Genomic DNA, 21,508 nt, shown 5'->3' on the forward strand with positions numbered 1-21,508 from the left:
GGCGCCCGTAGCTCAGTTGGATAGAGTACCTGGCTACGAACCAGGCGGTCGGGAGTTCGAATCTCTCCGGGCGCACCATTACACCGAAACAGCAGGCCTCGGCCTGCTGTTTTTTTATGTGTGTTTTTCGGCAGGGCTGCGCCCTGCACCTGCAGAAGCCACTGCACAAGCAACAGCAACAGCTGGCATTCCGTGGGATGGCGGGGCGGTATGGATAGGCAGGACACGCCGTAAACCCATCCATGGGGGCTCGATGGCGCCATCCATGGCGCCAACGGTCCTGCCTACCCATACCGCCCCGCCCCTGACAGATCATCGCGATCTGCGGTAGATCCACGCCGTGCGTGGATGCTCTTCCTTCCTATTTCGAAATATTCGATTTCAACTCGGGGTCAGATCCGTTTTCCGCAGGAAAACGGATCTGACCCCATGCCATTCCGGCAGATCGCGAAAACCTGTCGAAGGCGGGGTGGGTCCGGTTGCGGGAGTGTCCGCGGCATGGATGCCGCGGCCAAGCCCCCATGGACGGGTTTACGGCGTCTCCCGCAACCGGACCCACCCCGCCTCCCCACAGGAAACCAGCTTCTGCTGTTGCTGTTGCTGTTGCTGTTGCTGCTGCTGTTGAGGTTGCCGGCCAGCGTCCGGCACTACTGCAGGTGCAGGGCGCAGCCCTGCCGAACCCTACCCCTCTGCCATCGCCTGCCACCATTGCGCCAGCAGCTCCGGCCGCCGCAGGCGCTCGCGCCACCAGCGCAGGGCCGCGCCATCTTCGCCGGTGCGCCAGGCCAACCAGAAGGTCTCTTCCGGCTTGTGCTCCTCGACCTCGCGGATCACCAGCTGGCCGCGCGCCACCGCCGCGCGCGCGCAGGGCTCGGGCAGGAAGCCGAATCCCAGCCCCTGGCACTGCAGCTTCAACTTGCTGGCCATGTCCGGCACGGTCAACGTCTCCTGGCCCATCAACAGCCCCACCGTTCGTGGCAGCAGCCGCCGCGCCGAGTCGGACACGGCGATCGCGCAATACGGCGCCAATTGCTCGCGGCCCAGCACACCCGGTACGGACGCCAGCGGATGCCCGGGCGCCACCGCAAACACAAAATCAACGCTGCCCAGCGGCTCGACCACGTAGCCCCCGCCACTGGGACCCTCACCGGGAGCCGCGACCAACAGGTCGGCGCGCCGGTCCAGCAGCGCTTCCCAGGTACCGGACAGTGCTTCGCCAAACAGGCGCAGCCGGGTAGGCGCCGCCACCTCGCGGAACGCGGCGATATCCGGCCCCAGCAGCCAGGTCGGGAACACCGAATCCACCGCCAGGGTCAATTCCGCCTCCCAGCCCGAGGCCACCCGCCGCACCCGCAGCTCGAGCTCCCGGGCCGCACGCAGCAGGTGCCTGCCCTCCTCCAGCAGCGCGCGCCCGGCCTCGGTCGGCTCCGCCCGCGGGCCGATCCGGTCGAACAGCTGCACCCCCAGATCCTCTTCCAGCTTGGCCACGGTGTAGGAAATGGTCGAAGGCACCTTGTGCAGGGCCTTGCCGGCGCCGGCAAAGGAGCCTCGGCGGTCGATCGCGTCCAGGATCTGCAGGGCATCGAGGCTGAGCTTGAGCATTCGAAATTTTCGATGGTGGCTGTCAAAACTATCCGTTTTTCAAACCCAAGGTGCAAGCGGATACTTCTCTTCAACGGAGAAACACAGCGGCTACCCGCCCCCCCCCGCCCCATCGAAACCATCGAACAAGGAGATTCCATCATGCTGCAGATCCGCAAGAGCGCTACCCGTGGCCTGGCCGAGCATGGCTGGCTGTCCTCGCGCCATACCTTCTCGTTCGCCAGCTACTACGACCCCCGCTATGTGAGCTTCGGCCCGCTGCGGGTCATCAACGAAGACAAGGTGATCGGCGGCCAGGGTTTCGGCACCCACAGCCACAGCAACATGGAGATCGTCTCCTACGTGCTGGGCGGCGCGCTGGAACACAAGGACTCGATGGGCACCGGTTCGGTGCTGCGCTACGGCGACGTGCAGCGCATGAGCGCAGGCAGCGGCGTCAGCCACAGCGAGTTCAATCATTCGGCCAGCGATCCGGTGCATTTCCTGCAGATCTGGATCTTCCCGGAGGCCGAGAACATCGCGCCGTCGTATGAGGAGACCCACTTCACGCCGGAGAGCAAGCGCGGCCAGCTGCGCCTGATCGCCTCGCCGGATGGCGCCGATGGTTCGCTGCACATCCATCAGGATGCGCGCATCTTCGCCACCATCCTCGATGGCGAGCAGAAGCTGCACCACGCCCTGGCTGCCGGCCGCGGCGCGTATGTGCAGGTGGCGCGTGGCCAGCTGCAGGTCAACGGCATCACCCTGGAAGCGGGTGACGCACTGCAGGTCAGCGACGAGGCACAGCTGACCCTGGAAAACGGCAACGACGCCGAAGTACTGGTGTTCGACCTGAAGCTGTAACCAGCATGCCCGCGATGCCATCCGGCATCGCGGGCATGTCCTGTTGCAACGCGATCAGAACCTGTACGTAACTGCCAGCCGCACGTTGCGCGGCTCGCCCCAGGTGTAGGTGCTGTACCAGCTGAAGATCGTGTAATAGCGCTTGTCCAGCAGGTTGTTGACGTTGACCGTGGCCGACAGGCGATCGTTGAACTGGTACCGGGCCATGGCATCCAGCAGCCAGTACGGCTGGGTGCGATGAACCACCGACGTGCCACTGGCCGGGTTGGTGATGTCGCCGAACGTGGAGTCCTGCCAGCGCGCACCGCCACCGACGGTCAGGCCCTGCCAGTCGCCGCGCAGGCGGTAGCTGGTGTGCAGGCTGAACTGGTTTTCCGGCTCCAGCGTGGTCACCTTGCTGCCGGCCTGGCGGGCGATCTTGTGCGCAAAGCCACCCTGCACCTGCCAGCCCTCGGCCAACTGCCCGGACATCTCCAGTTCGTAGCCCTTGGTGCGTACGCCCATCAGTGCGCGATAGGCGTCTTCTCCGTTGGGCGTTTTGCCGCCTGTAGGCTGGGCGAAATTGTCCTGGTCGAGCTGGAACAGTGCCGCGCTGGCATTGAAGCGGCCGTCGAGGAACTCCGCCTTCAGGCCCATTTCATAGCTGCGGCCTTCCAGCGGATCCAGTGCCTTGCCCTGTTCGTCGCGTTCGCTGTGCGGCTTGAAGATGGTGCTGTAGCTGGCGTACACCGAATAGTGCTGGCCAAGGTCGTAGACCACGCCGGCATAAGGCACGAACACGCCCGTCTCGCGCGTCTGCGGCGAACGGTAGCTGGCCAGGCGGCTGCCGACGATCACCTTCAACGGGTCGGCTACGTCGAAGCGACCGACCACGTACAGGCCGTTCTCGCGGGTCACCTCATTGTTGCCATAACCGCGCTGCCATTCCGGCTCCGGGATGTCGCCCTTCCAGCTGTTGTAGTCGGCAACGGCGGTCGGGTACCCGGGCTGCGGCGAATAGCCGGTGTTGGTCCAGCGCTTGCGCGAGGCACTGCCGCCGACCACCAGTTCATGCTGGCGACCGAACAGGCCGAAATTGCCGCTCAGATAGAAGTCGGCCGCGTTGCTGACCGTCTTGCCGACGTACTTGCCCAGCCACAACGAGACGCCTTCGCCGGTGACCGGATCGGGATTGCCACCGGCCGCACCGGCCAGTGCCGCATCGTAGCCGTTGACCTGGTGGTTGAGCTGCAGCTTGGCTACCCAGTCGTTGTCGAACGTATGTTCCAGCGTGGCAAAGCCGGTGCGCACGTATTGGCGCCAACCGCTCCAGCGGGTGCCGTTGTTGAACGAGCGCGGCATGTCGTTGAAATTGCCCTGGCTGTCCAGCAGCGGAATACCGCCCCAGGTCGAGCCCTTGGGATCGCTCTCCAGCACGTCGCCACCGACTGTCAGCAGCGTGCGTTCGCCCAGATCGGCTTCCAGCACGGCATAGCCGACCTTGCTGGTGCGCTGGTAGAAATCCAGATTGGAATGCTTGTCCTGCCAGGCACCTACCGCACGCCCACGCACGCGGCCATCGGCAGTCAGCGGGCCGCCGACATCGACTTCTGCACGGTAATCGTCCCAGCGGCCGACGCCCAGCGTCGCACTGCCAGCAAATTCCTTGCCCGGCTTCTTGCGCACCAGGTTGATGGTCGCGCCGGGGTCGCCCATGCCGGTCAGCAGGCCGGTGGCGCCCTTGAGCACTTCGATGCGGTCGTAGATCGCGGTATCGCTGAGCGTATTGCCGGCCGAGTACGCCGAGTCGCGTGACATCGGAATGCCGTCGTACTGGAAGTTCTGCACGGCAAAACCACGTGCGTAGTACTCGGTGCGCTCACTGTCGTAGGTGACGATGCTGATGCCCGGGGTCACCCGCATCACGTCATCGATGCCATCCAGACCGAAGTCGTCCATCTGCGCACGGGTGATCACGCTGATGGTCTGCGGGGTCTGCCGCGGGGTCAGTACCAGGCGGGTGGCGGTGGCGATGGTACCCGGCGTGTACGCGCCGCTGCCCTCGGTGATGGTGCCCAGCTGGTTGGCGGTGACCTGCACGGTCTGCAGCGTCTGCGAGGGCGTCTTGCCCTCTTCTTCAGCCGGCGCCGATTGCGCCGAGGCGGCGCCGGCAGTGGCCACTGTGGTCAGCAGAAGACCATTGGCAAGGGCCTTCGCCAATGGGCGGCGACGCAGGGACAGCACGGAAAAACGAACAGGCACAGACGACACGACGGGACCTCCACGAAGGGGTGGGATCCTCTGGCGGCGGCTCGAGGGGAAGGGGGAAATGCGGCCAAGGGCGGCCGGCGCAGGAGTTTACTCTCCTGCGCCCCCGCTGTCGTGGGGTGGCGCCAGTGCCTGACCAGGGACTTCTGCCTGGCGCTAGTCAGCCGTCGACGGCAGCCACGGCCTCCAGGATCAGTGCTGCCACTTCGGAGGGATGCGAGGCCAGCGAGGCATGGCTTGCCTCCAGCTGCAGCAGGCGCTTGGGCTGCATGCGTTCGGCCATGGCCTTCTGGTTCTGTGGCGCGATCATCCGGTCCTGACTGGAAAGCTGGTACCAGCTCGGCTTGTGCTTCCACGCCGGATCGCTGATCGCATCGCCGAAGGTGCTGACCAGCGGCGCCTTCTGGGTCACCGCCATCACCCAGCCTTCGTCGGCACTGAGGTCCTGGCAGAAGCTCTCATGGAACTTGTCGGCACGCAGCCACAGATAGCCATCGCTGTCCGGGGCGAGGTTCGGTGCTGCTTCGGGCAGGTGCTGCTGGGTGATGCCACCGGGGCTCTCACCACTGTCCGGCGCGAATGCGGCGATGTAGACCAGCGCCTGCACATTCGGCTGGTTGCCGGCTTCGGTGATCACCGCGCCTCCGTAGGAGTGCCCGACCAGTACGACCGGGCCATCGATCTGGCGGATCATCCTGCGCGTCCGCTCGGCGTCGTTGACCAGCGAGGTCAGCGGCAGTTCGACCGCCTTCACCTGGTCGTGGCCCTTGCGGTGCAGCTCCAGGATGACCTTGCCCCAGTGTGCGGCCCCGCCCCAGAACCCATGGACGAGGAGGATGGTCGGTGTGGTGCTCATGCGCTGATCTCCGGCGGCGGCCGGGCGGAATGCCGACCGTCGGGCTACTCTCCACTGATGGCGTTAATCAACGGTGACGCATCCGGACCACTGCATTCGTATGCGTCGCCCGATGTCATCCATGGCACTTGCCGATGGCTTCTGAAAACGTTTTCATGAAGGGGATCTTCTGGAGCCTTCCTCGCGCATGACGCCCTCTTCTCCCCGCGCCCAGCAGCACGCGACCCGCGCTGCGTTCTTCATTCCTGGCTTTGCCACCGCTGCCTGGGCACCGATGGTGCCCTTCGCCAAGGCCAAGGCCGGGTTGTCCGACGCCAGCCTGGGCGGGCTGCTGCTGTGCCTTGGCCTCGGCTCGCTGCTGGCGATGCCACTGGCCGGTGCGTTGACCGCGCGCCTGGGCTCGCGCCGGTTGATGATCGCGACCACGGCCTTGATCCTGCTCGCCCTGCCACTGCTGACGCTCGCCCCCACGCCGCTGGCACTGGGAGCAACGCTGTTCGTGTTCGGCGCGGGTGTGGGGGCGATGGACTGCACGATGAACATGCAGGCGGTGGCCGTCGAGCGCGATGCAGGGCGGCCGATGATGTCCGGCTTCCACGCGTTCTACAGCATCGGCGGCTTCATCGGCGCCGGCTGCATGACCGGCCTGCTGGTTCTCGGCACGCCCCTGTGGCTGGCGTCATTGGTTGCCGTGGCGGCGATGCTGCTGGTGGCCCTGTTGTCGGCACCGCACTGGCGCCCGCAGCGCATTCTGCATGACGGCCCGATGCTGGCCCTGCCGCACGGCGTGGTGCTGTTCATCAGCGTGCTCGCCTTCGTGGTGTTCCTGGCCGAGGGTTCGATGCTGGACTGGAGCGCGGTGTTCCTGGCCGAAATACGCCACGTGCCGCGCGACCAGGCCGGCGCCGGTTTTGCCGTGTTCACGCTGGCGATGACGGCGATGCGCCTGTTCGGCGATGGCATCGTCGAGCGCCTTGGCCGCACCCGTACCATCGTCATTGGCGGCATCACCGCTGCGGCCGGTTTCGCGCTGGCCACGCTGGTGCCCTCCTTCGCCATGGCGCTGGTCGGCTACGTGCTGGTGGGCCTGGGCTGCGCCAACATCGTGCCCGCCCTGTTCTCGATGGCCGGCCAGCAGCGCGCGATGCCGGAGAGCATTGCGATCACCGCAGTCACCACGCTGGGCTATGCCGGCATTCTTGCAGGCCCCGCAGCGATCGGCGCGCTCGCCCATGCCACCAGCCTGGGCTTTGCCTTCCTGTGCGTGGCAGCGATGCTGCTGGGTGTAGCGGCATCTGCACGTTCGCTGGCCCGCCGCCTGCCCTGAAGCTCAGCCGCGTGCTGGGGTTTTTGCGGGTGTGTCGACGCCGTGCACCAGCCATTCGGCCTGGGCCGGCAACTGCGGTGCCGGACACGCGGCTTTCGGATGGTGCTCGTCGCGCGCCATCCAGTCATCGACCACTCCGGCCAGCAGGTCCAGCCGCAGCGGCAGGGTGATGTGATCTTCGCCGCGCATCTCGATGTAGTGCGCACGTGGATTGGCCTGCGCCAACGCGCGGCCCTGGCTGACCGGAATGTGCTGGTCGCCCTGCCCGTGCAGCAGCAGCACGCAGGCGCGGGTATCGGCCAGCGCGCGGGCAACATCCACCTTGTCCAGATCCACGTCGATGCGGCGGCTGGCGGCGGCCACCACCTGGTTGATGTCCTGGCTGCCGTAGCGCCAGCGTGCATACGAAGCGATGGCCTGTGCCTTCAACCCTTCCGGCTGCAGAGCCATCAGATGCGGAATCATGGTGCGGATCGCAACCCCGGCATTGGCGAACGATTCCATCGCCACCACGCCGGCGACCTGATCGCCCAGCTTGTCGGCGGTGAACAATGCGGTGGCAGCGCCGTAGGAAACACCGAACAGGTACAGCGGGCCGGTCACTTCGCCGCGCGCGCGCAGTTCGGCGATGACATCCACAACATCGTCCGACTCGTAGGTGCCGTAGCCGGAGGGACCGGCGCCGGACTGGCCATGGTTGCGCAGGTCCAGGGTGATCACGCGGTAGCCCGACTCGGCCAGCTGCAGCGACCATGGCAGCATCGAATCACCGTTCATCATCCAGCCGTGCAGCAGCACCACGGTGCCGCGCGGCGCCTGCGCGCGGAACGGCTGCGGTACGGACAGGCTCAACCCGGTATCCAGCGGCAGGCCGTTCTGGTGCTGCTGCGGCAGGTAGTGGTAGCGCGCACCGTAGTCGCCCGGATCGAAAGCACGCCAGAAGATCGGCACGCCATCACGGCCCGGGGCGAAGCCATGCCGGTTCGGCAGCGCGGCCACAGCTGCGGCGATACGCGGTTGATCAAGCAGGGTCGAGACGCCACCGGGCGCGATCAGGCGGTCGCTGAGCGAGGTGGACGAGGCCGTCATCGAGGAAGAGCATGCAGCCAGCCACAGGCCGGCGCACGCCAGCAAAAGCAGCAGCAGGCGCTTCATGGGCAGTCAGGGGAAAAGTGCGACAGCGTGGCAGGTTAGCGGCCACGCCCGGCGCCATCTATCGCAGCTGGATGACGGGTTGATGACAGCGCAGGATCGATTCAGCTTGTCACAATGTCGCGACCGGCCAAAGCATTGATCCGGATCAATGAACGCCATCGCACGAATGGCCACAGTGCCGGCATGCGCACCCCGTTCAAGCTCGCCATTGCCCTGGCCGCCACCTTGGCCGCCGCTTACGGCATCGCCCGCAGTACACCGTACTGGTTCGCCCCACCGCAACACGCCGAGGTCGACATCCACGACCCGGCCCTGATCGAACAGGGCCGGTACCTGTCGCGTGCTGCCGACTGCGCCGCCTGCCATACCGCACCGGGCGGCAGGCCGTTCGCCGGCGGCCTTGGCATGCAGACCCCGATGGGCACGCTGTACTCGACCAACATCACACCGGACACGGAGACCGGCATCGGCGCATACGACTACGCCGATTTCGAGCGCGCGGTGCGGCGTGGCATCCGCCATGACGGCCAGCCGCTGTATCCGGCCATGCCCTACGCCTCGTACGTGATCGCCAGCGATGCCGAGATCAAGGCGCTGTACGCCTACTTCATGGGTGCGGTGCAGCCGGTCCGGCAGGACAACGCCGACAGCACGATTCCGTGGCCGGCAAACATGCGCTGGCCGCTTGCCTGGTGGCAGCTGTTGTTCGCACGCCCGCGCAGCTTCAGCCCTGATCCCACCCTGGATGCCGGCCAGCAGCGCGGCGCCGAACTGGTTGAAGGCCTGGCCCATTGCGGCGCGTGCCATACCCCGCGCGGGCTGGCCTTCCAGGAAAAGGCGATGGCCGACGATGGCAGCCGCCAGTTCCTGTCCGGCTCGGTGCTGGAAGGCTGGTACGCGAAGAACCTGCGCAATGAACAGACCGGCCTGGCCAGCTGGAGCGAAGCCGAAATCGTCGAGTTCCTGCGTACCGGCCGCACCGATCGCTCCGCAGCTTTTGGCGGCATGGCCGATGTGGTCGAGCACAGCACGCAGTACCTGTCCGACGCCGATCTGCTGGCGATGGCGCGGTACCTGAAGCAGCTGCCGGCCCGCGAAGGGCGCAGCGCGCAGTGGACGCCGGGCACCGACACCACGACCGCCGCACTGCGCGGCGGCGACTACCGGGTGGCCGGTTCGCTGGCCTACGCCGAACACTGCCAGGCCTGCCATCGCGCAGATGGCCGCGGCATGCCGCGTGTCTACCCTGCCCTGGCGGGCAACTCCATCGTCTTCGCCGATGATCCCAGCTCGCTGGTGCAGGTAACCCTGACCGGCGGGCGCACGCCACATACCGCGCATGACCGCATGGCATTCACCATGCCGGGCTTCGAGCAGCTGCCCAATGCGCAGCTCGCCGACATCCTCACCTTCATCCGCAACAGCTGGGGCAACCAGGCCAGCGCGGTCACTGAACTGGACGTAGCGCGCATGCGCCGGGTGGTGCGTGACAAGCCGGCGCATGTGGTCCCGCAGGAGACGGCGCAATGAGGCGTTCGAAGAAGCGTTCGACAGTGTTGATCGCCAGCGCGGTCGTTGCGGTGCTGCTGGCCGGTGCTGGCACGCTGCTGTACCAGCACCTGTACCCGGACCTGGACGCGGAAGTCGCGAGGACCCTGGACATCCTCGACAGCCACGGCCAGGTGGTGGGCCAGTACCACGTGCCCAGTGCCGAGGAGATCGCCAGCCTCGGCAACGCCGACGCGGTGATGTTCGGCCGTCGCCTGCTCAACGAGACCGCACGCCTGCTGCCGGACAACGTCGGCAACGATCTGAACTGCAATTCGTGCCACATGGCCGAGGGCAAGCGACCGTTCGGCAACCACTACTTGAACACCGGAGGCGGCAGCTACCCGCGCTACATGCCGCGACCGGGCAGGGAAATCGGCCTGGCCGAGCGCATCAACGGTTGCCTGCAGCGTTCGATGAACGGCAAACCGCTGGCCAAGGACGCGCCGGAGATGCGTGCGATGCTGGAATACATGGCGTGGCTGAGCCGCCCGGTACCAGAGGGTGCGCGCGTGGCCGCGCCCAGCGAAGGGCCGATCGACAGCACGCTGACACCGGACCCGATACGTGGACAGGCGCTGTATGCCGCGCAGTGCGCCGCCTGCCACGGCGACAACGGCGAAGGCCGGCGCGACGCCAGCGGCGATATCGCGTTCCCGCCGTTGTGGGGCGAGCGCAGCTTCAACATCGGTGCCGGCATGGCGCGGCTGTACAAGGCCGCAGGCTTCGTCAAGCACAACATGCCGCCGGCAACGACCCGTGAACCGCCACTGGGCCAGCAGGTGATGCCCGACCAGGACGCGGTGGATATCGCCAGCTACTTCATCAACCAGCCGCGCCCGGACTTCGCCGGCAAGGCCAAGGACTGGCCGCGCGATCCGAAACCCAAGGACGCGCGCTACTGAGCAATGCCCCGGCCTTGCCGGCGGTCACACAACACACTCCCTGCATCTGCGCGTCACCGCCATGTCATCGGCGCTGCCGACACTCCCGGACTTTCCTCCCTTGAAGGTCCGGTTTCGATGCGAACGATTGCGCGCTTTCCCCGTATCTCGCTGCTTGCCCTGCTGATTGCTCCCGCACTGGATGCCCTGGCTGAAGCACCGCAGGGCGATGTGGCCGATACGCGAAGCGCCGACGCGCGGACCCTGGACCAGGTACAGGTGATCGGCCAGGCCACCAGCTATGCCAAGACCTCGGTGCGCCAGGAAACGTTGAACCGGCAGACCGTGTTGAGCAGCGTCAATGGCGCGCTCAACGAAGTGCCCGGCGTGGTCGTCAGCGAAGCCGATGCCACCGGTTCGTCGGTGTGGGGCACGCAGATCAGCATGCGCGGCTTTGTCACCAACCGCGACACCCAGCAGATCGGCACCACCATCGATGGCCTGCCCAATGGTGGTTCCGGTTATGGCGGCGGCTCGCTGGCCAACCGCTACATCGACACGCTCGACCTGGAAACGGTGGAAGTGAGCCAGGGCACGGCTGATATCTCCTCGCGCTCGAACGAAGCACTCGGTGGCACGCTGAACTTCCTCACCAGCGACCCACTGCAGGAGCAGCGACTGCGCATGGTGGTGGGTGCCGGTGACAATGAAGCGCGCAAGTATTACGTGCGCTACGACACCGGCCTGCTTGCAGGACACACCCGCGCGTGGATCAGCGCATCGTCGGCGCGCGTGCATGACTGGATCGACGGCACCGGCCACACCAGCAACGACAACATCGCCGGCAAGTTCATCACCGAGCTGGACCGCTGGACCCTGACCGGCTACCTGTCCTACAACGATGCCGACGAGCCGGAGTACACCAGTGTTTCGCCGAAGGGGTTCGCCACCAACCCCGACCGCGACGGCCTGGTCGGCACCCTGACCGGCATTCCGTACCTGGACCAGAACTACCGCTCCGGTTCGCGCGCACTGCGCGAGAACACGTTCGGCTACCTGCGCGCAGCCTTCGATGGCGGCAACGGTTTCAAGGCCTCGATGGCCGCCTACGGGCACCGCATGCAGGGCCGCGGTGACTGGCTGCCGCCGTACCTGGCCGACGTCAACGACGACGGTGCCGGTCGCCCGCAGTCGGAGTACCTCGGCGGCAGGACGGTCTACGGTGGCAGCAACCGCGGCCAGATCTACTTCGTGAACCCCGACGGCAGTTCCGCCCAGCGCCTGGCCAGCTGCACGCCGCGACTCGGCTTCAGCGCCGAGTACGACCCCAACTGCTACGCCGGCAACGTGCAGGGCGCGCAGTCCTACCGCCATTCCCACTACGACAACGATCGCGTGGGCGTGACCGCCGACGTCGAATGGCGGCAGACCTTCGGCGCCATCGACAACACCATACGCGGCGGGCTGTGGGTGGAGAAGCTGGACCGTTCCGTGCGCCGCGATTGGCACCGCCTGCTCAACGTCGGCCAGGACATCGCCTTCGACCACCAGCCCTACTGGGTGCAGTTCGAGGACAAGTACAAGGTCGATGAGCAGATGTACTACGTCGAGGACGTGGCCCGCTTCGGCCCGTTCAGCGCGCGCCTGGGCGTAAAGCAGTTCTTCGTCGACCAGTCCCGCCGCCGCGTGATCGGCGCCGCCGAGAATGTGAAGTCCGACTCGAAGTCCGATCCGCTGCTGTCCACCGGCTTCACCTGGACCCCGGGTGTGGAGGGCATGGAACTGTTCGCCGGCTACTCGCAGAACTTCGCCGCGATCCCGTCCGGGGTGCTGGGTGAAACCGATCCCCAGCGCTTCCGCAACGTCGAACCGGAGACCGCCGACAACATCGAACTGGGCATGCGCATCAGCCGCTGGCCGCTGACCGCCTCGGTCACCCTGTACAACATCAAGTTCGACAACCGCATCGTCTACCTGCCGGCCGGCCTGGTCAGCGGCATCGACTACCTCGGCGAGACCGATGGCGTCTACGAGAACTTCGGCGGCGTGGAGAGCAACGGCCTGGAAGCGGCCTTCGGCTACGGCTGGGACAATGGCTGGCGCATCAATGCGGCCTACACCTACAACCGGTCCAAGTACCTGGGCAGCGGCAACGACGCGCGCGACACGCAGCTGGGCATCGTCGATGGCGCCAAGGTGATCGGCCAGCCGGAGCAGATCCTGGTGGTATCGGCCGACTGGCAGGGTGAGAACTGGAACTTCGGCCTGTCCGGCCGCTACCTGGGCGAACGCTACCTGGATGCGGCCAACGTCAACAAGCTGCCCTCGGCCACCGTGTTCAACGCCAACATCGGCTTCGACCTGCAGGGCCTGTCGCCGCGCCTGAAGGGCATGGGCGCCAACCTGGTGGTGAGCAACCTGACCGACAAGCGTTATCTTGCAGGGGTGGACGGCCGCGACAACGCCTTCATCGGCGCCCCGCGCACCGTCGGCATCTCCTTCCGCGCGGACCTGTGAGTGTGACCCTGTGACTGATACCGGCCGACGCCGACTGTTGCAGGCCGGCGTCGCCGCCGGCCTTTCGCCGCTGCTGCCCAGCATCGCCCGGGCAGCAGCGATCGCCCCTGCTTCGCGCACGCGCAGCCTGCAGGACCTGCAGCACATCGTGGTGTTCATGCAGGAGAACCGCTCGTTCGACCACTACTTCGGCACGTTGCCGGGCGTGCGTGGCTTCGGTGACCGTTTCGTTGCCCCGGCATCGCCGCTGCCCGGTGGCGACCGCCCGCGCAGCCTGTGGCTGCAGCCCGACGCCAGCGGACAACGCGCCATCGCCCCCTTTCCGTTGGATACCGCTGCGCACTTCGGCTACATGCGGGTGGAAGGCACGCCCCACACCTGGCCTGATGCACAGCAGGCGTGGGACCACGGGCGCATGGCGCACTGGCCCAAGGCCAAGCAGAACCATTCGATGGGCTACTTCCAGCGCAGCGACATGCCGTTCCAGTTCGCTCTGGCCGATGCGTTCACGCTGTGCGATGCCTACCACTGCGCGATGCAGGCCGGCACCAACCCGAACCGCGTGTTCCTGTGGACCGGCCACAACGACGCCCAGGGCCAGGCAGGCGGCCCGGTGATCGCCAATTCGCACGACAATTTCCCCGAGCTGGGCGGCCATCCGGACTCGTACCGCTGGGCCAGCTATGTCGAGCGGCTGCAGCAGGCCGGCGTGTCCTGGCAGATCTACCAGGACATGGCCGACAACTTCACCGACAACCCGCTTGCCGGGTTCGAGACCTTCCGCCAGGCGTACCGCGGCGCCCCGGGGCATGACCCGGAGCTGCGCGCGCGCGGCGTCAGTACCCGTGGCCTGGCGCAGCTGCGCGAGGACGCGATCAGCGGCCGCCTGCCGCAGGTCAGTTTCATCATCGCCGACGCAGCCGGCAGCGAGCACCCCGGGCCGTCCAGTCCCGCGCAGGGCGCCGCCTATACCGCGCGCCTGCTGGATGCATTGACCGCCGATCCAGAGGTGTGGAGCCGTACCGCCCTGCTGCTGATGTTCGATGAGAACGATGGCTTCTTCGACCATGTGCCGCCACCGGCACCGCCCTCCCCGCTTGGTGCCGGCTGGGCCGGTGCGTCGGCGGTCAGTACCGAGGGCGAGTACCACCGCCACCCGGCACCAGGCGACGAGAAATACGATGCCGCCGAGCTGCGTGGGCGCCCCTATGGGCTTGGCCCGCGCGTACCGTTGTATGTGATTTCACCGTGGAGCCGCGGCGGCTGGGTCGACTCGCAGGTGTACGACCACACGTCGGTGCTGCGTCTGATCGAGCGCCGCTTCGGCGTCGCCGCGCCGGACATCTCGCCGTGGCGGCGTGCGGTCTGCGGTGATCTGAGCAACGCCTTCGACTTCGGCCAGCGCGACACCCGCCCCTTCGCCAAGGCGCTGCCCGATGTCACCGCTGTCGCCGCGCGCGCCGCCGCCCTGCCCGGCCGTACCGTGCCCGCGCTGCCCGATGGCCTGCATCCGGCCCGCCAGGAGCCCGGCGTACGTCCTGCACGGGCACTGCCCTATCGGCCGCACGTGCAGGCCACATCGGTGGATGGCGCTGGTCTCACCCTGCAGCTGGCCAGCGATGGCGCCGCGGCCGTGCTGCATGTATACGACCGCCTGCGCCTGGACGCCGTTCCGCGCCGTTACACCGTGGTACCAGGTGCCCCGCTGCAGGATCGCTGGCCGCTGGATGCGCAGGGTCGTTACGATCTCTGGCTGCTGGGACCGAATGGATTCCATCGCCATTATCGCGGCGATGGCACGCTCGCGCCGCTGCACGCGCACGTGGAGCGCGCGGACGGCCAGATGCGCCTGACACTGCGCAATCCATCGCCTTCAGCGCGGAAGGTCCAGGTGCAGGCCGGCGCCTACGTCGGCCACATGCCCACCCGCGAACTGCAGCTGGTGGCCGGCGCGGAAACCGTACTGGCCTGGGATCCCGCACCAACCGCAGGCTGGTACGACCTGATCGTGCGCTCGCAGGGCGTCGAGCAACGCCTCGCCGGACGTGCCGAAGACGGCCGGCCTGGCACCAGCGACCCTGCCATGGGCAGCGAACCGCTGCGCTTCGATCACGGCTGAAAGTGATTCTGTGGAGCCGGGCGCGTGCTCGGCTCCACAGGGTGGGACATCCCGCTCAGGCCTCCTGCAACCCCGGCCGGCCGTGCTCCACGGCATAGCGCTTCCAGCTCTGCAGCGCGCCGTTCGGCTGCATGACCGTATCGAGCGTCTTCATGTCACCGATCCAGGCATCACGGGTGACGTCGCACAGCACATAACCACGCTTGTCCGTCGTCGCCTTCAGGTGCGGACTGTGCCGCAGCTGGTTCTCTGCATAGGCATCCACGCCCTGCCCGTCCGCGCCCGACGTGATCGAAGTGGCCAGGAACTCACTGGAAATCACCCCGGAATCGGCATTGTCCTGCACCAGGTCGCTGGCATAGTGGCGGTGCGCATCGCCACAGGCGGTTACCACGTTGCCGAAGCCCACCTTCTGGATGTGATCGAGCAGGCGGCGGCGGCTGGACAGATAACCGGACCACTGGTCGTCGGAGGCCTGCACCAGGCCCTCCTTCTCGCGCAGGTAGTTGCCCAGCGAAACCTGGTGGGCGATGGTGTGCCAGCGCGGTGCGGCATCGGCCAGGCCGTCGAACAGCCATTGCTCCTGCTTTGCGCCAACAATGCTGCGTTCGGGAGATTCCACCTGCCCGCGCTGCGCGATGTCCACCTGCTTGCTGCGGTACTGGCGGGTATCGAGCAGGTGCAGGTCCAGCAGCGTGCCATAGCGCGCGCGCCGGTACATCTGCATATGGCCGTCGCGCGGGAACGACGAAGCACGCAGCGGCATGTTCTCGTAGTACGCCTGGAATGCCTGTGCGCGGCGCAGCAGGAACACTTCACTGGGCGTGCCGTCCTGGTCCTCGGCGCCGGCCCAGTTGTTGTCCACTTCGTGGTCATCGAACGTGACGAACCACGGCGACGCGGCGTGCGCGGCCTGCAGGTCCGTATCGGTCCTGTACTGCGCGTAGCGCCGGCGATAGTCGTCGAGCGTGTAGGTCTGCGGGCCAACATGGTTACGCAGGTTGGTGAACGGCTGGCCGTTCATCCTGCGCACGCCAGGCTGGCTTTCGCCCTCGTAGATGTAATCGCCGTAATGGAACACGAAGTCGAGCGGCTCCTCGGCAATGTGCCGCCATGCACTGTAGTGCCCCTCCTCGTAGTGCTGGCAACCGGCCACCGCGAAGCGCACGCGGTCGACCCGTGCGTTGGCCGCAGGCAGGGTGCGGGTGCGGCCAATCGCACTGGCATGGCCTCCCACGGTGAAGCGGTACCAGTACGGCCGCCCCGGCAGCAGGCCGTCCAGTTCCACGTGCAGCGCATGGCCAAGCTCGGGGTGGGCCAGCGCGGTGCCCTGCCGCACCACGGTGCGCATGCTCTCGTCGGCGGCCAGTTGCCATGCCACCGCCATCGGCCGGGTTGGCATGCCGCCACCGAACACCAGTGGCTCGGTGGCCAGCCGCGTCCACAGCACCACGCCGTCGGCCGACGGATCACCCGATGCCACGCCGAGAGTGAACGGCGTACTGGCAAAGCGCGGCGATGCGAGCAGGTTGCGCGGATTCAGCGTTGCCACATCGTTCTGCGCGGCCAGCGCGCGGGCCGTTCCCGCCCACGCACCCAATGCGGAAAGTCCGGACAGGGCAAGGAAACGCCTGCGATTGATCGTATCCACGACGGTCGCCTTCAGTTGTAGATGATGTGGAAGTAGAAGAAGCGGCCGTAGTCATCGATCTCGGTGCGGAAGCGCCCGTTCGGACCGGTGCTGTAGGTCGGCTGGGTGTTGAACAGGTTCTTGGCCTCGTACTTCAGCGTCACGTGCTTGCTGACCTTGTGGCTGAAGGCCAGGTTGAAGGTCATGTGCGGGTCGTAGTACGAATCCAGCCACTGGGTATCGCCGAAGTCGACCAGCATCCGGCTGCGGTAGGTGCCGGATACGCGCAGCTGCGAGCTCTTCCATGGCATGCGCCAGATCACCGAGCCGTTCACCGACCAGTCCGGCTGGTACAGCAGGCGGTCCAGGCGGCGCTCGCTGCCGTCGCTGATGCGGTAGTTGGTCTGCCCGTCCAGGCGGGTGGCATTGAGGTACATGTCGAAGCGGTGGCGGCCCCACTGCAGGTTGCGGTTGGCTACCGCGAACTCGACACCGCGCAGCGTCGACTCATCGGTGTTCATCGGCTGGGTGATCCGGTAGCGGATGTCGCCGACGTTCTCGAACGTGGTCAGGGTGTAGATGTCGTCCTTGATGACCTTGTCGAACAACGCCACCGAGACCAGGCCGTTGTTGCCGTTGAAGTACAGGTCCCAGGCAAGATCGAGGTTGGTCGAGCGGCGCGGCTGCAGCGAGGCATTGCCCTGCTTGATGGTGCAGAAGCCTCCGCCCAGCTCGTCGTCGCCGCAGCTGGTGCTGGTGGCCTGGGCGATGTTGCTGGGCGTCGGCCGGCCCAGCGTGCGGCTGGCGGAGAACCTCAGGCGCTGGTCTTCGCTCAGCTTGAAGGTGGCGTTCAGCGACGGCAGCAGGTTGTTGTAGCCGCCACTGCTCTTGCGGAATGCAGACGTGTAGGTGGTGCCACCATCCTCACTGAACGGGCTGAACGCATCGAAGGTGGTGTGGTCGTAGCGCAGGCCGCCGATCAGCAGCAGCCGGGCCCAGGCGTAATGCGCCGACACGTAGGCGTTGGCAACGTCTTCCACGTACTTGTAATCGCTGGTGAAGTCGGCATTCGGGTACGCCGCATCGTTGTTGCCCAGCTTCGGGTAAAGCTCGTCATGCCACTTGCGGTTGTCGATCAACGGGAAACCGGGAACGCTGCCAAGCAGGGTCGAACCCGGGTACAGATAGTCGTTCAAGGTCGCGCTGGTCTTGTAGTAATCGAAATCGATGTCCTGCCAGATCTTCAGGTGGCGATACTCGGCACCGGCAGCCAGACCGAAACCGCGTGCATCGGCATCGATGTTGTAGCTGAAGTCGGCGCGCAGGTTGTCGACGCTTTCCTTGGCGTCGCGCGGCGAGATATAGGCCTGCGCCGGATTGAGCTTGAACGCCGAACTGGTCAGCAGGCTGGAATCGGAAACACCCACGGCGTTCGGAAAACCATGGCTGTCGTTGGCATAGTCAACGAACAGGTTGCTCGGGTAGGCGCGCACGCCCCAGTAGACCTGGTTGTTGTGGAAGGTCTCTTCGGTGTGGCCGGCACGCAGGGTCAGCCGCGAGAGGCCACCGATATCCCAGTTGAAACTGGCGATCGCGCCGCGGTTGCTGCGGTCCCAGCGGTCGTGGCGGTTCTTGATGTAGATGCTGTTGATCTGTGTGGTGCCGCCGTCCTCGCTCTGGTTGCGTATCGGGAACTTGGCGTTGCCATACAGATCGGTCTTGTTCATCGTCGAGTTCTCGTAGAACCGGTACGAGTACAGCAGCAGCGAGGCATAGAACGGGTCGTCCGATGGCTTCCATTCCAGCTTGGCCGAGCCACCGAAGTTGGTGATGTAGTTGGTGTAGGTGCCGGTGCTGAAGTTGCCCGGCGCGCGCAGGCCGTTCCAGCCTTTCGCCTCGTCGGGGCCGGTGGTTCCATCGGTGAGGTACTTGCCGGCATCGTTGTAGTAGTAGTTCGATTCCACCCAGCGCTTGACGCTGTTGCGCGAGCGCTGTTCGTAGCGCGCGACCGCGACGATGCCGAACTGATCATCGCCGCCGAACTGATTGGAGAACACCGCTTTGGCGCTCTTGCCGAAGTGGCCCAAGGTCTTGTGGTCGCCCCCCGCGCTGCGCCCCACATTGGTCTCGGCCGTGGAATAGATGCCGGCCACGTCGGCGAACACGTACTTGCCGGAGCGGTCAAAGGCGCTGCGGCTGATGATGTCGATCACACCACCGATGGCATCCGGTGCCTGCTCGGCGCTGAAGCTCTTGTAAATGTCGGTGCGGGTGCCGATGTCGCTGGGAATCAGCTGCAGGTTGTTCATGCGCTCGCCGGAGCCACTGCCGCCCACGCTTGCGATCGCGATGCCGTCGATGGTCGTGTAGTTGAGATTGGCCTGCACGCCGCGCACGGTCACGTAACGCGGTTCGCCCGCATCCTCCACCGCACTCAGGCCGGGCGCGGCCATCAGGCTCTCGGCCAGCGTTTCATCGCCATAGCTGTCCATCTCGTCGTAGATCACCGAATCCTTGATCACCGGCGAGGTCTTCTTCTGGTCGATGACCTCATGGGCGGCGATCACCTTGACCGTGCCCAGGGTCGGGGCCACCACCGCTTCCGGTGGGCGCGATGCCGGTGCGGCCTGCCGGCTTTCCCGCGAGACCGGTGCCGCGTCGATGGCGATCACGTTGCCGTCCACCACCGTGTAGCGCAGGCCGGTGCCGGCCAGAAGCGTGTCCAGCGCCTGCTTGACGGTGGCTCCTCGCGGTACCGCGCCCGCCATGGGTGCAGCGCCCGCGCCGGCGTACAGGAACTGCACGCCCGAACTGCGTGACAGCTGCTCCAGCGCCTGGCTCAGCGGCTGCGCGGCGATCGCTGCGGTGACCCGGGTCTCAAGCCCATTGGCCGACGCCGCCTGTGCATGCGCACCCAGACAGGGAGACAAGGCCAGTACCACCGACAGATAGAGCTTCTTGCGCATCACGGTTCCTTGGAGGAGAGAGGACTGCTGGTACCGCGTCGGCATGCGACGGCGGCTTCTCCCAAGTAAGAGCCGGCATCGGCGGAAGTGGAGAACGCCGATTCGATGAATTTTTTCTGACAGCCCTTCGCCGAACCGCGATCAACGGCTGGACACCCACACCGTGTCCGCTTCGCGGCGGATGACGAAGCGCGCGTCCCGCTGCAGGAATGCCTGCAGCGCTGCGACCCGGTGCGCCTCCAGGCTGCCTGACAGGCGCGCCGCGCGCGCCGCGTCATCGGTCAGCCGCACCTGTACCTGGTTGTGGCGGTTGAAGGCAGCCGCCACCTCGTCCAGCCGCTCATCGCGGAACGACACCCGGCGCTGCTGCCAGTCCAGCAGCATGGACATCGGTATTTCCAATGGCTGCACCGCATGGCTGCGGTGATCGACCTGGACCACCTTCCCGGCAGGCAGCTGCGCCAGCCGTCGTTGCCCGCTGCCGGCGGTCCAGACCTCCACTTCGCCGGACACCACACCGATGCGCGTGCTCTGCAAACGACGCGAGACATCGAACACGGTGCCGATGTCGCGGATCTGCAGATCGCCAACCTGCACCTCGAACGGCCGGCGATCCGCTGCGATATCGAACGTGGCCTCGCCGCTCAGCAGTTCAACCCGACGGCTGAACCAGCCGATGTTCACCCGCAGACGGCTGTCTGCGTTCAGGCGCACCTGGGTCCGGTCAGCCAGCACCACCTCACGCAGTTGCCCGTGGCCGGCGATCAGCATCTGTTCGCGAGGCATCAGCCACGGCACCAGTCCGGCCACCAGCAACAGGCAGCAGGCCACCGCAGCCACCCGCCTCCAGAGTGGCCGGCGTGATCGCGATGGGACCACGGCGTTCGGCACGGGCACCGGTACGGCAAACAACGGCACGACTTTCGCCGTTGCCGGCAGCTCCGGCAACGCGGCCCTGTCCCCCTGCTCCTGTCCGTACGCCACCATCACCGCGCCTACCTGCCGGTGCACGTGCAGGACATGCAGGTACGCGCGTATGTGTTCGGGAGAGCGCTTCATCCATGCCATGAACTCGTTGCGCTGAGCGGCGCTCAGGTCACCCTCGCGATTGCACAGGAACCAGTGCGCGGCCTGCTCGGCCACCTCGTCATCCATCGCTGCAGGCTCCTGCCGGTTCATCCATCCTTCCCGGCGCCGAGCGCCTTCCTGCAGGCATCCAGTCCCTTGCCGATGTGCTTGCGCACCATGTGCACCGACACATCCAGCTGTGCCCCCACCTGCCGGCAATCCAGCCCATCGCGATAGTGCAGCTCCATCACCCGCCGCGTTGTCGGCGGCAGTTGCGCGATGGCGCCGCGGATTCCGCTCCAGCGCTGTGCCCGCTCGAAATCAGCTTCGATGTCCTCCTCGCTGCGCAGTACCTCGGCCAGCAGGTCGACGTCCTCGATCTGTGGCAGGCCGGAGCGCGAGCGTGCCTGTTCACGCGCCAGGTTGGCCGCCACCGCGAACAGATAGGCTTCGGGGTTCTCGATCGCCTGGGCATCTTCGCCGGTACTGCGCAGCAGCCGCAGGTAGACCTCCTGGGCCAGGTCCTCGGCATCGGCAGCCTGTGAACCACGCCGAAGGAAGAAGCCACGCAGCAGGCGGCGCCGCAAGGCGTAGCTCTTCTCCCAGATCCTGACGCTGTTCACAACCGACCAACCACCCCGAGGCTGGAAAACCCAGCAGGGTGCACACCAACGATGACATCCGCATTGCAGCGCTGCATGGCCAAGCGAAGGTTCGCGCAGACCCAATCGTCGCCCGTCTACCCG

General features: G+C 66.3%; 14 protein-coding genes and 1 tRNA gene. 7 read left to right on the forward strand and 8 right to left on the reverse strand.

The genetic code is table 11. From position 1 onward, the window contains the following. Window position 1: 1 nt before the first annotated feature. A tRNA-Arg gene (locus AC3WTC_RS02570) sits at window positions 2-78 on the forward strand. A gap of 603 nt (window positions 79-681) precedes the next feature. Here AC3WTC_RS02570 and AC3WTC_RS02575 read toward each other — a convergent pair. Then, window positions 682-1,602, reverse strand: coding sequence for a LysR family transcriptional regulator (locus tag AC3WTC_RS02575; protein ID WP_025878941.1), 921 nt, complete (start codon window positions 1,600-1,602; stop codon window positions 682-684). Between the two features lie 141 nt (window positions 1,603-1,743). Here AC3WTC_RS02575 and AC3WTC_RS02580 point away from each other — a divergent pair, with 141 nt between their 5' ends. Then, complete coding sequence (locus AC3WTC_RS02580) at window positions 1,744-2,445, forward strand: pirin family protein (RefSeq protein ID WP_025878940.1); 702 nt, start codon at window positions 1,744-1,746, stop codon at window positions 2,443-2,445. 54 nt (window positions 2,446-2,499) lie between these two features. On the opposite strand, the gene AC3WTC_RS02585 is transcribed toward AC3WTC_RS02580, so the two are convergent. Further along, window positions 2,500-4,695: a TonB-dependent siderophore receptor gene (locus tag AC3WTC_RS02585; protein WP_492710405.1), complete on the reverse strand. Its 2,196-nt coding sequence runs from the start codon at window positions 4,693-4,695 to the stop codon at window positions 2,500-2,502. A gap of 157 nt (window positions 4,696-4,852) precedes the next feature. Then, window positions 4,853-5,548, reverse strand: a complete 696-nt coding sequence (locus AC3WTC_RS02590) for an alpha/beta hydrolase (RefSeq protein WP_492710407.1) — start codon at window positions 5,546-5,548, stop codon at window positions 4,853-4,855. Window positions 5,549-5,735: 187 nt separating this feature from the next. Between AC3WTC_RS02590 and AC3WTC_RS02595 the strand changes: the two genes are divergently transcribed. Continuing rightward, a complete protein-coding gene (locus AC3WTC_RS02595) occupies window positions 5,736-6,875 on the forward strand; it encodes an MFS transporter (protein WP_032976527.1) in 1,140 nt (379 codons plus the stop codon). Window positions 6,876-6,878: 3 nt separating this feature from the next. Here AC3WTC_RS02595 and AC3WTC_RS02600 read toward each other — a convergent pair whose 3' ends face one another. Further along, window positions 6,879-8,030, reverse strand: a complete 1,152-nt coding sequence (locus tag AC3WTC_RS02600) for an alpha/beta fold hydrolase (protein ID WP_032976526.1) — start codon at window positions 8,028-8,030, stop codon at window positions 6,879-6,881. Between the two features lie 183 nt (window positions 8,031-8,213). On the opposite strand from AC3WTC_RS02600, the gene AC3WTC_RS02605 reads away from it, so the two are divergent. The 4 genes from AC3WTC_RS02605 (at window position 8,214) to AC3WTC_RS02620 (ending at window position 15,098) form a co-directional block, all read left to right on the forward strand. Further along, window positions 8,214-9,560, forward strand: a complete 1,347-nt coding sequence (locus AC3WTC_RS02605) for a c-type cytochrome (RefSeq protein WP_154881325.1) — start codon at window positions 8,214-8,216, stop codon at window positions 9,558-9,560. Then, entirely contained in the window at window positions 9,557-10,483 is a 927-nt protein-coding gene (locus AC3WTC_RS02610; protein ID WP_032976525.1) for a c-type cytochrome, read from the forward strand. Before AC3WTC_RS02605 ends, AC3WTC_RS02610 begins: the two co-directional genes overlap by 4 nt. Window positions 10,484-10,600: 117 nt before the next feature. Beyond that, window positions 10,601-12,979 (forward strand): TonB-dependent receptor, encoded by a 2,379-nt coding sequence (locus tag AC3WTC_RS02615; protein ID WP_492710411.1) that lies wholly within the window; start codon window positions 10,601-10,603, stop codon window positions 12,977-12,979. Between the two features lie 10 nt (window positions 12,980-12,989). Then, a complete protein-coding gene (locus AC3WTC_RS02620) occupies window positions 12,990-15,098 on the forward strand; it encodes a phosphocholine-specific phospholipase C (RefSeq protein ID WP_492710413.1) in 2,109 nt (702 codons plus the stop codon). 55 nt (window positions 15,099-15,153) lie between these two features. Here the strand turns inward: AC3WTC_RS02620 and AC3WTC_RS02625 are convergent, their stop codons facing one another. The 4 genes from AC3WTC_RS02625 to AC3WTC_RS02640 all read right to left on the reverse strand — a co-directional run bounded on the left by AC3WTC_RS02625 (window position 15,154) and on the right by AC3WTC_RS02640 (window position 21,385). Then, window positions 15,154-16,749 carry an alkaline phosphatase D family protein gene (locus AC3WTC_RS02625; RefSeq protein ID WP_492710414.1) on the reverse strand — a complete coding sequence of 532 codons (1,596 nt, stop codon included), beginning with the start codon at window positions 16,747-16,749 and terminating at the stop codon, window positions 15,154-15,156. Between the two features lie 11 nt (window positions 16,750-16,760). Further along, window positions 16,761-19,694, reverse strand: coding sequence for a TonB-dependent receptor (locus tag AC3WTC_RS02630; protein ID WP_492710416.1), 2,934 nt, complete (start codon window positions 19,692-19,694; stop codon window positions 16,761-16,763). 141 nt (window positions 19,695-19,835) lie between these two features. Further along, complete coding sequence (locus tag AC3WTC_RS02635; RefSeq protein WP_492710418.1) at window positions 19,836-20,873, reverse strand: FecR family protein; 1,038 nt, start codon at window positions 20,871-20,873, stop codon at window positions 19,836-19,838. Beyond that, a complete protein-coding gene (locus tag AC3WTC_RS02640; protein ID WP_025878928.1) occupies window positions 20,870-21,385 on the reverse strand; it encodes an RNA polymerase sigma factor in 516 nt (171 codons plus the stop codon). The genes AC3WTC_RS02635 and AC3WTC_RS02640 overlap by 4 nt, the downstream gene beginning before the upstream one ends. Between the last annotated feature and the right edge of the window lie 123 nt (window positions 21,386-21,508).

This window comes from Stenotrophomonas sp. FW305-C-20-S1 (assembly GCF_058783335.1).

Bases quoted from the DNA above. Each gene is read 5' to 3' on its own strand.
- AC3WTC_RS02575 (WP_025878941.1), bottom strand. From the start codon at position 1,602: ATGCTCAAGCTCAGCCTCGATGCCCTGCAGATCCTGGACGCGATCGAC.
- AC3WTC_RS02580 (WP_025878940.1), top strand. From the start codon at position 1,744: ATGCTGCAGATCCGCAAGAGCGCTACCCGTGGCCTGGCCGAGCATGGC.
- AC3WTC_RS02590 (WP_492710407.1), bottom strand. From the start codon at position 5,548: ATGAGCACCACACCGACCATCCTCCTCGTCCATGGGTTCTGGGGCGGG.
- AC3WTC_RS02595 (WP_032976527.1), top strand. From the start codon at position 5,736: ATGACGCCCTCTTCTCCCCGCGCCCAGCAGCACGCGACCCGCGCTGCG.
- AC3WTC_RS02600 (WP_032976526.1), bottom strand. From the start codon at position 8,030: ATGAAGCGCCTGCTGCTGCTTTTGCTGGCGTGCGCCGGCCTGTGGCTG.
- AC3WTC_RS02605 (WP_154881325.1), top strand. From the start codon at position 8,214: ATGCGCACCCCGTTCAAGCTCGCCATTGCCCTGGCCGCCACCTTGGCC.
- AC3WTC_RS02610 (WP_032976525.1), top strand. From the start codon at position 9,557: ATGAGGCGTTCGAAGAAGCGTTCGACAGTGTTGATCGCCAGCGCGGTC.
- AC3WTC_RS02615 (WP_492710411.1), top strand. From the start codon at position 10,601: ATGCGAACGATTGCGCGCTTTCCCCGTATCTCGCTGCTTGCCCTGCTG.
- AC3WTC_RS02630 (WP_492710416.1), bottom strand. From the start codon at position 19,694: ATGCGCAAGAAGCTCTATCTGTCGGTGGTACTGGCCTTGTCTCCCTGT.
- AC3WTC_RS02635 (WP_492710418.1), bottom strand. From the start codon at position 20,873: ATGAACCGGCAGGAGCCTGCAGCGATGGATGACGAGGTGGCCGAGCAG.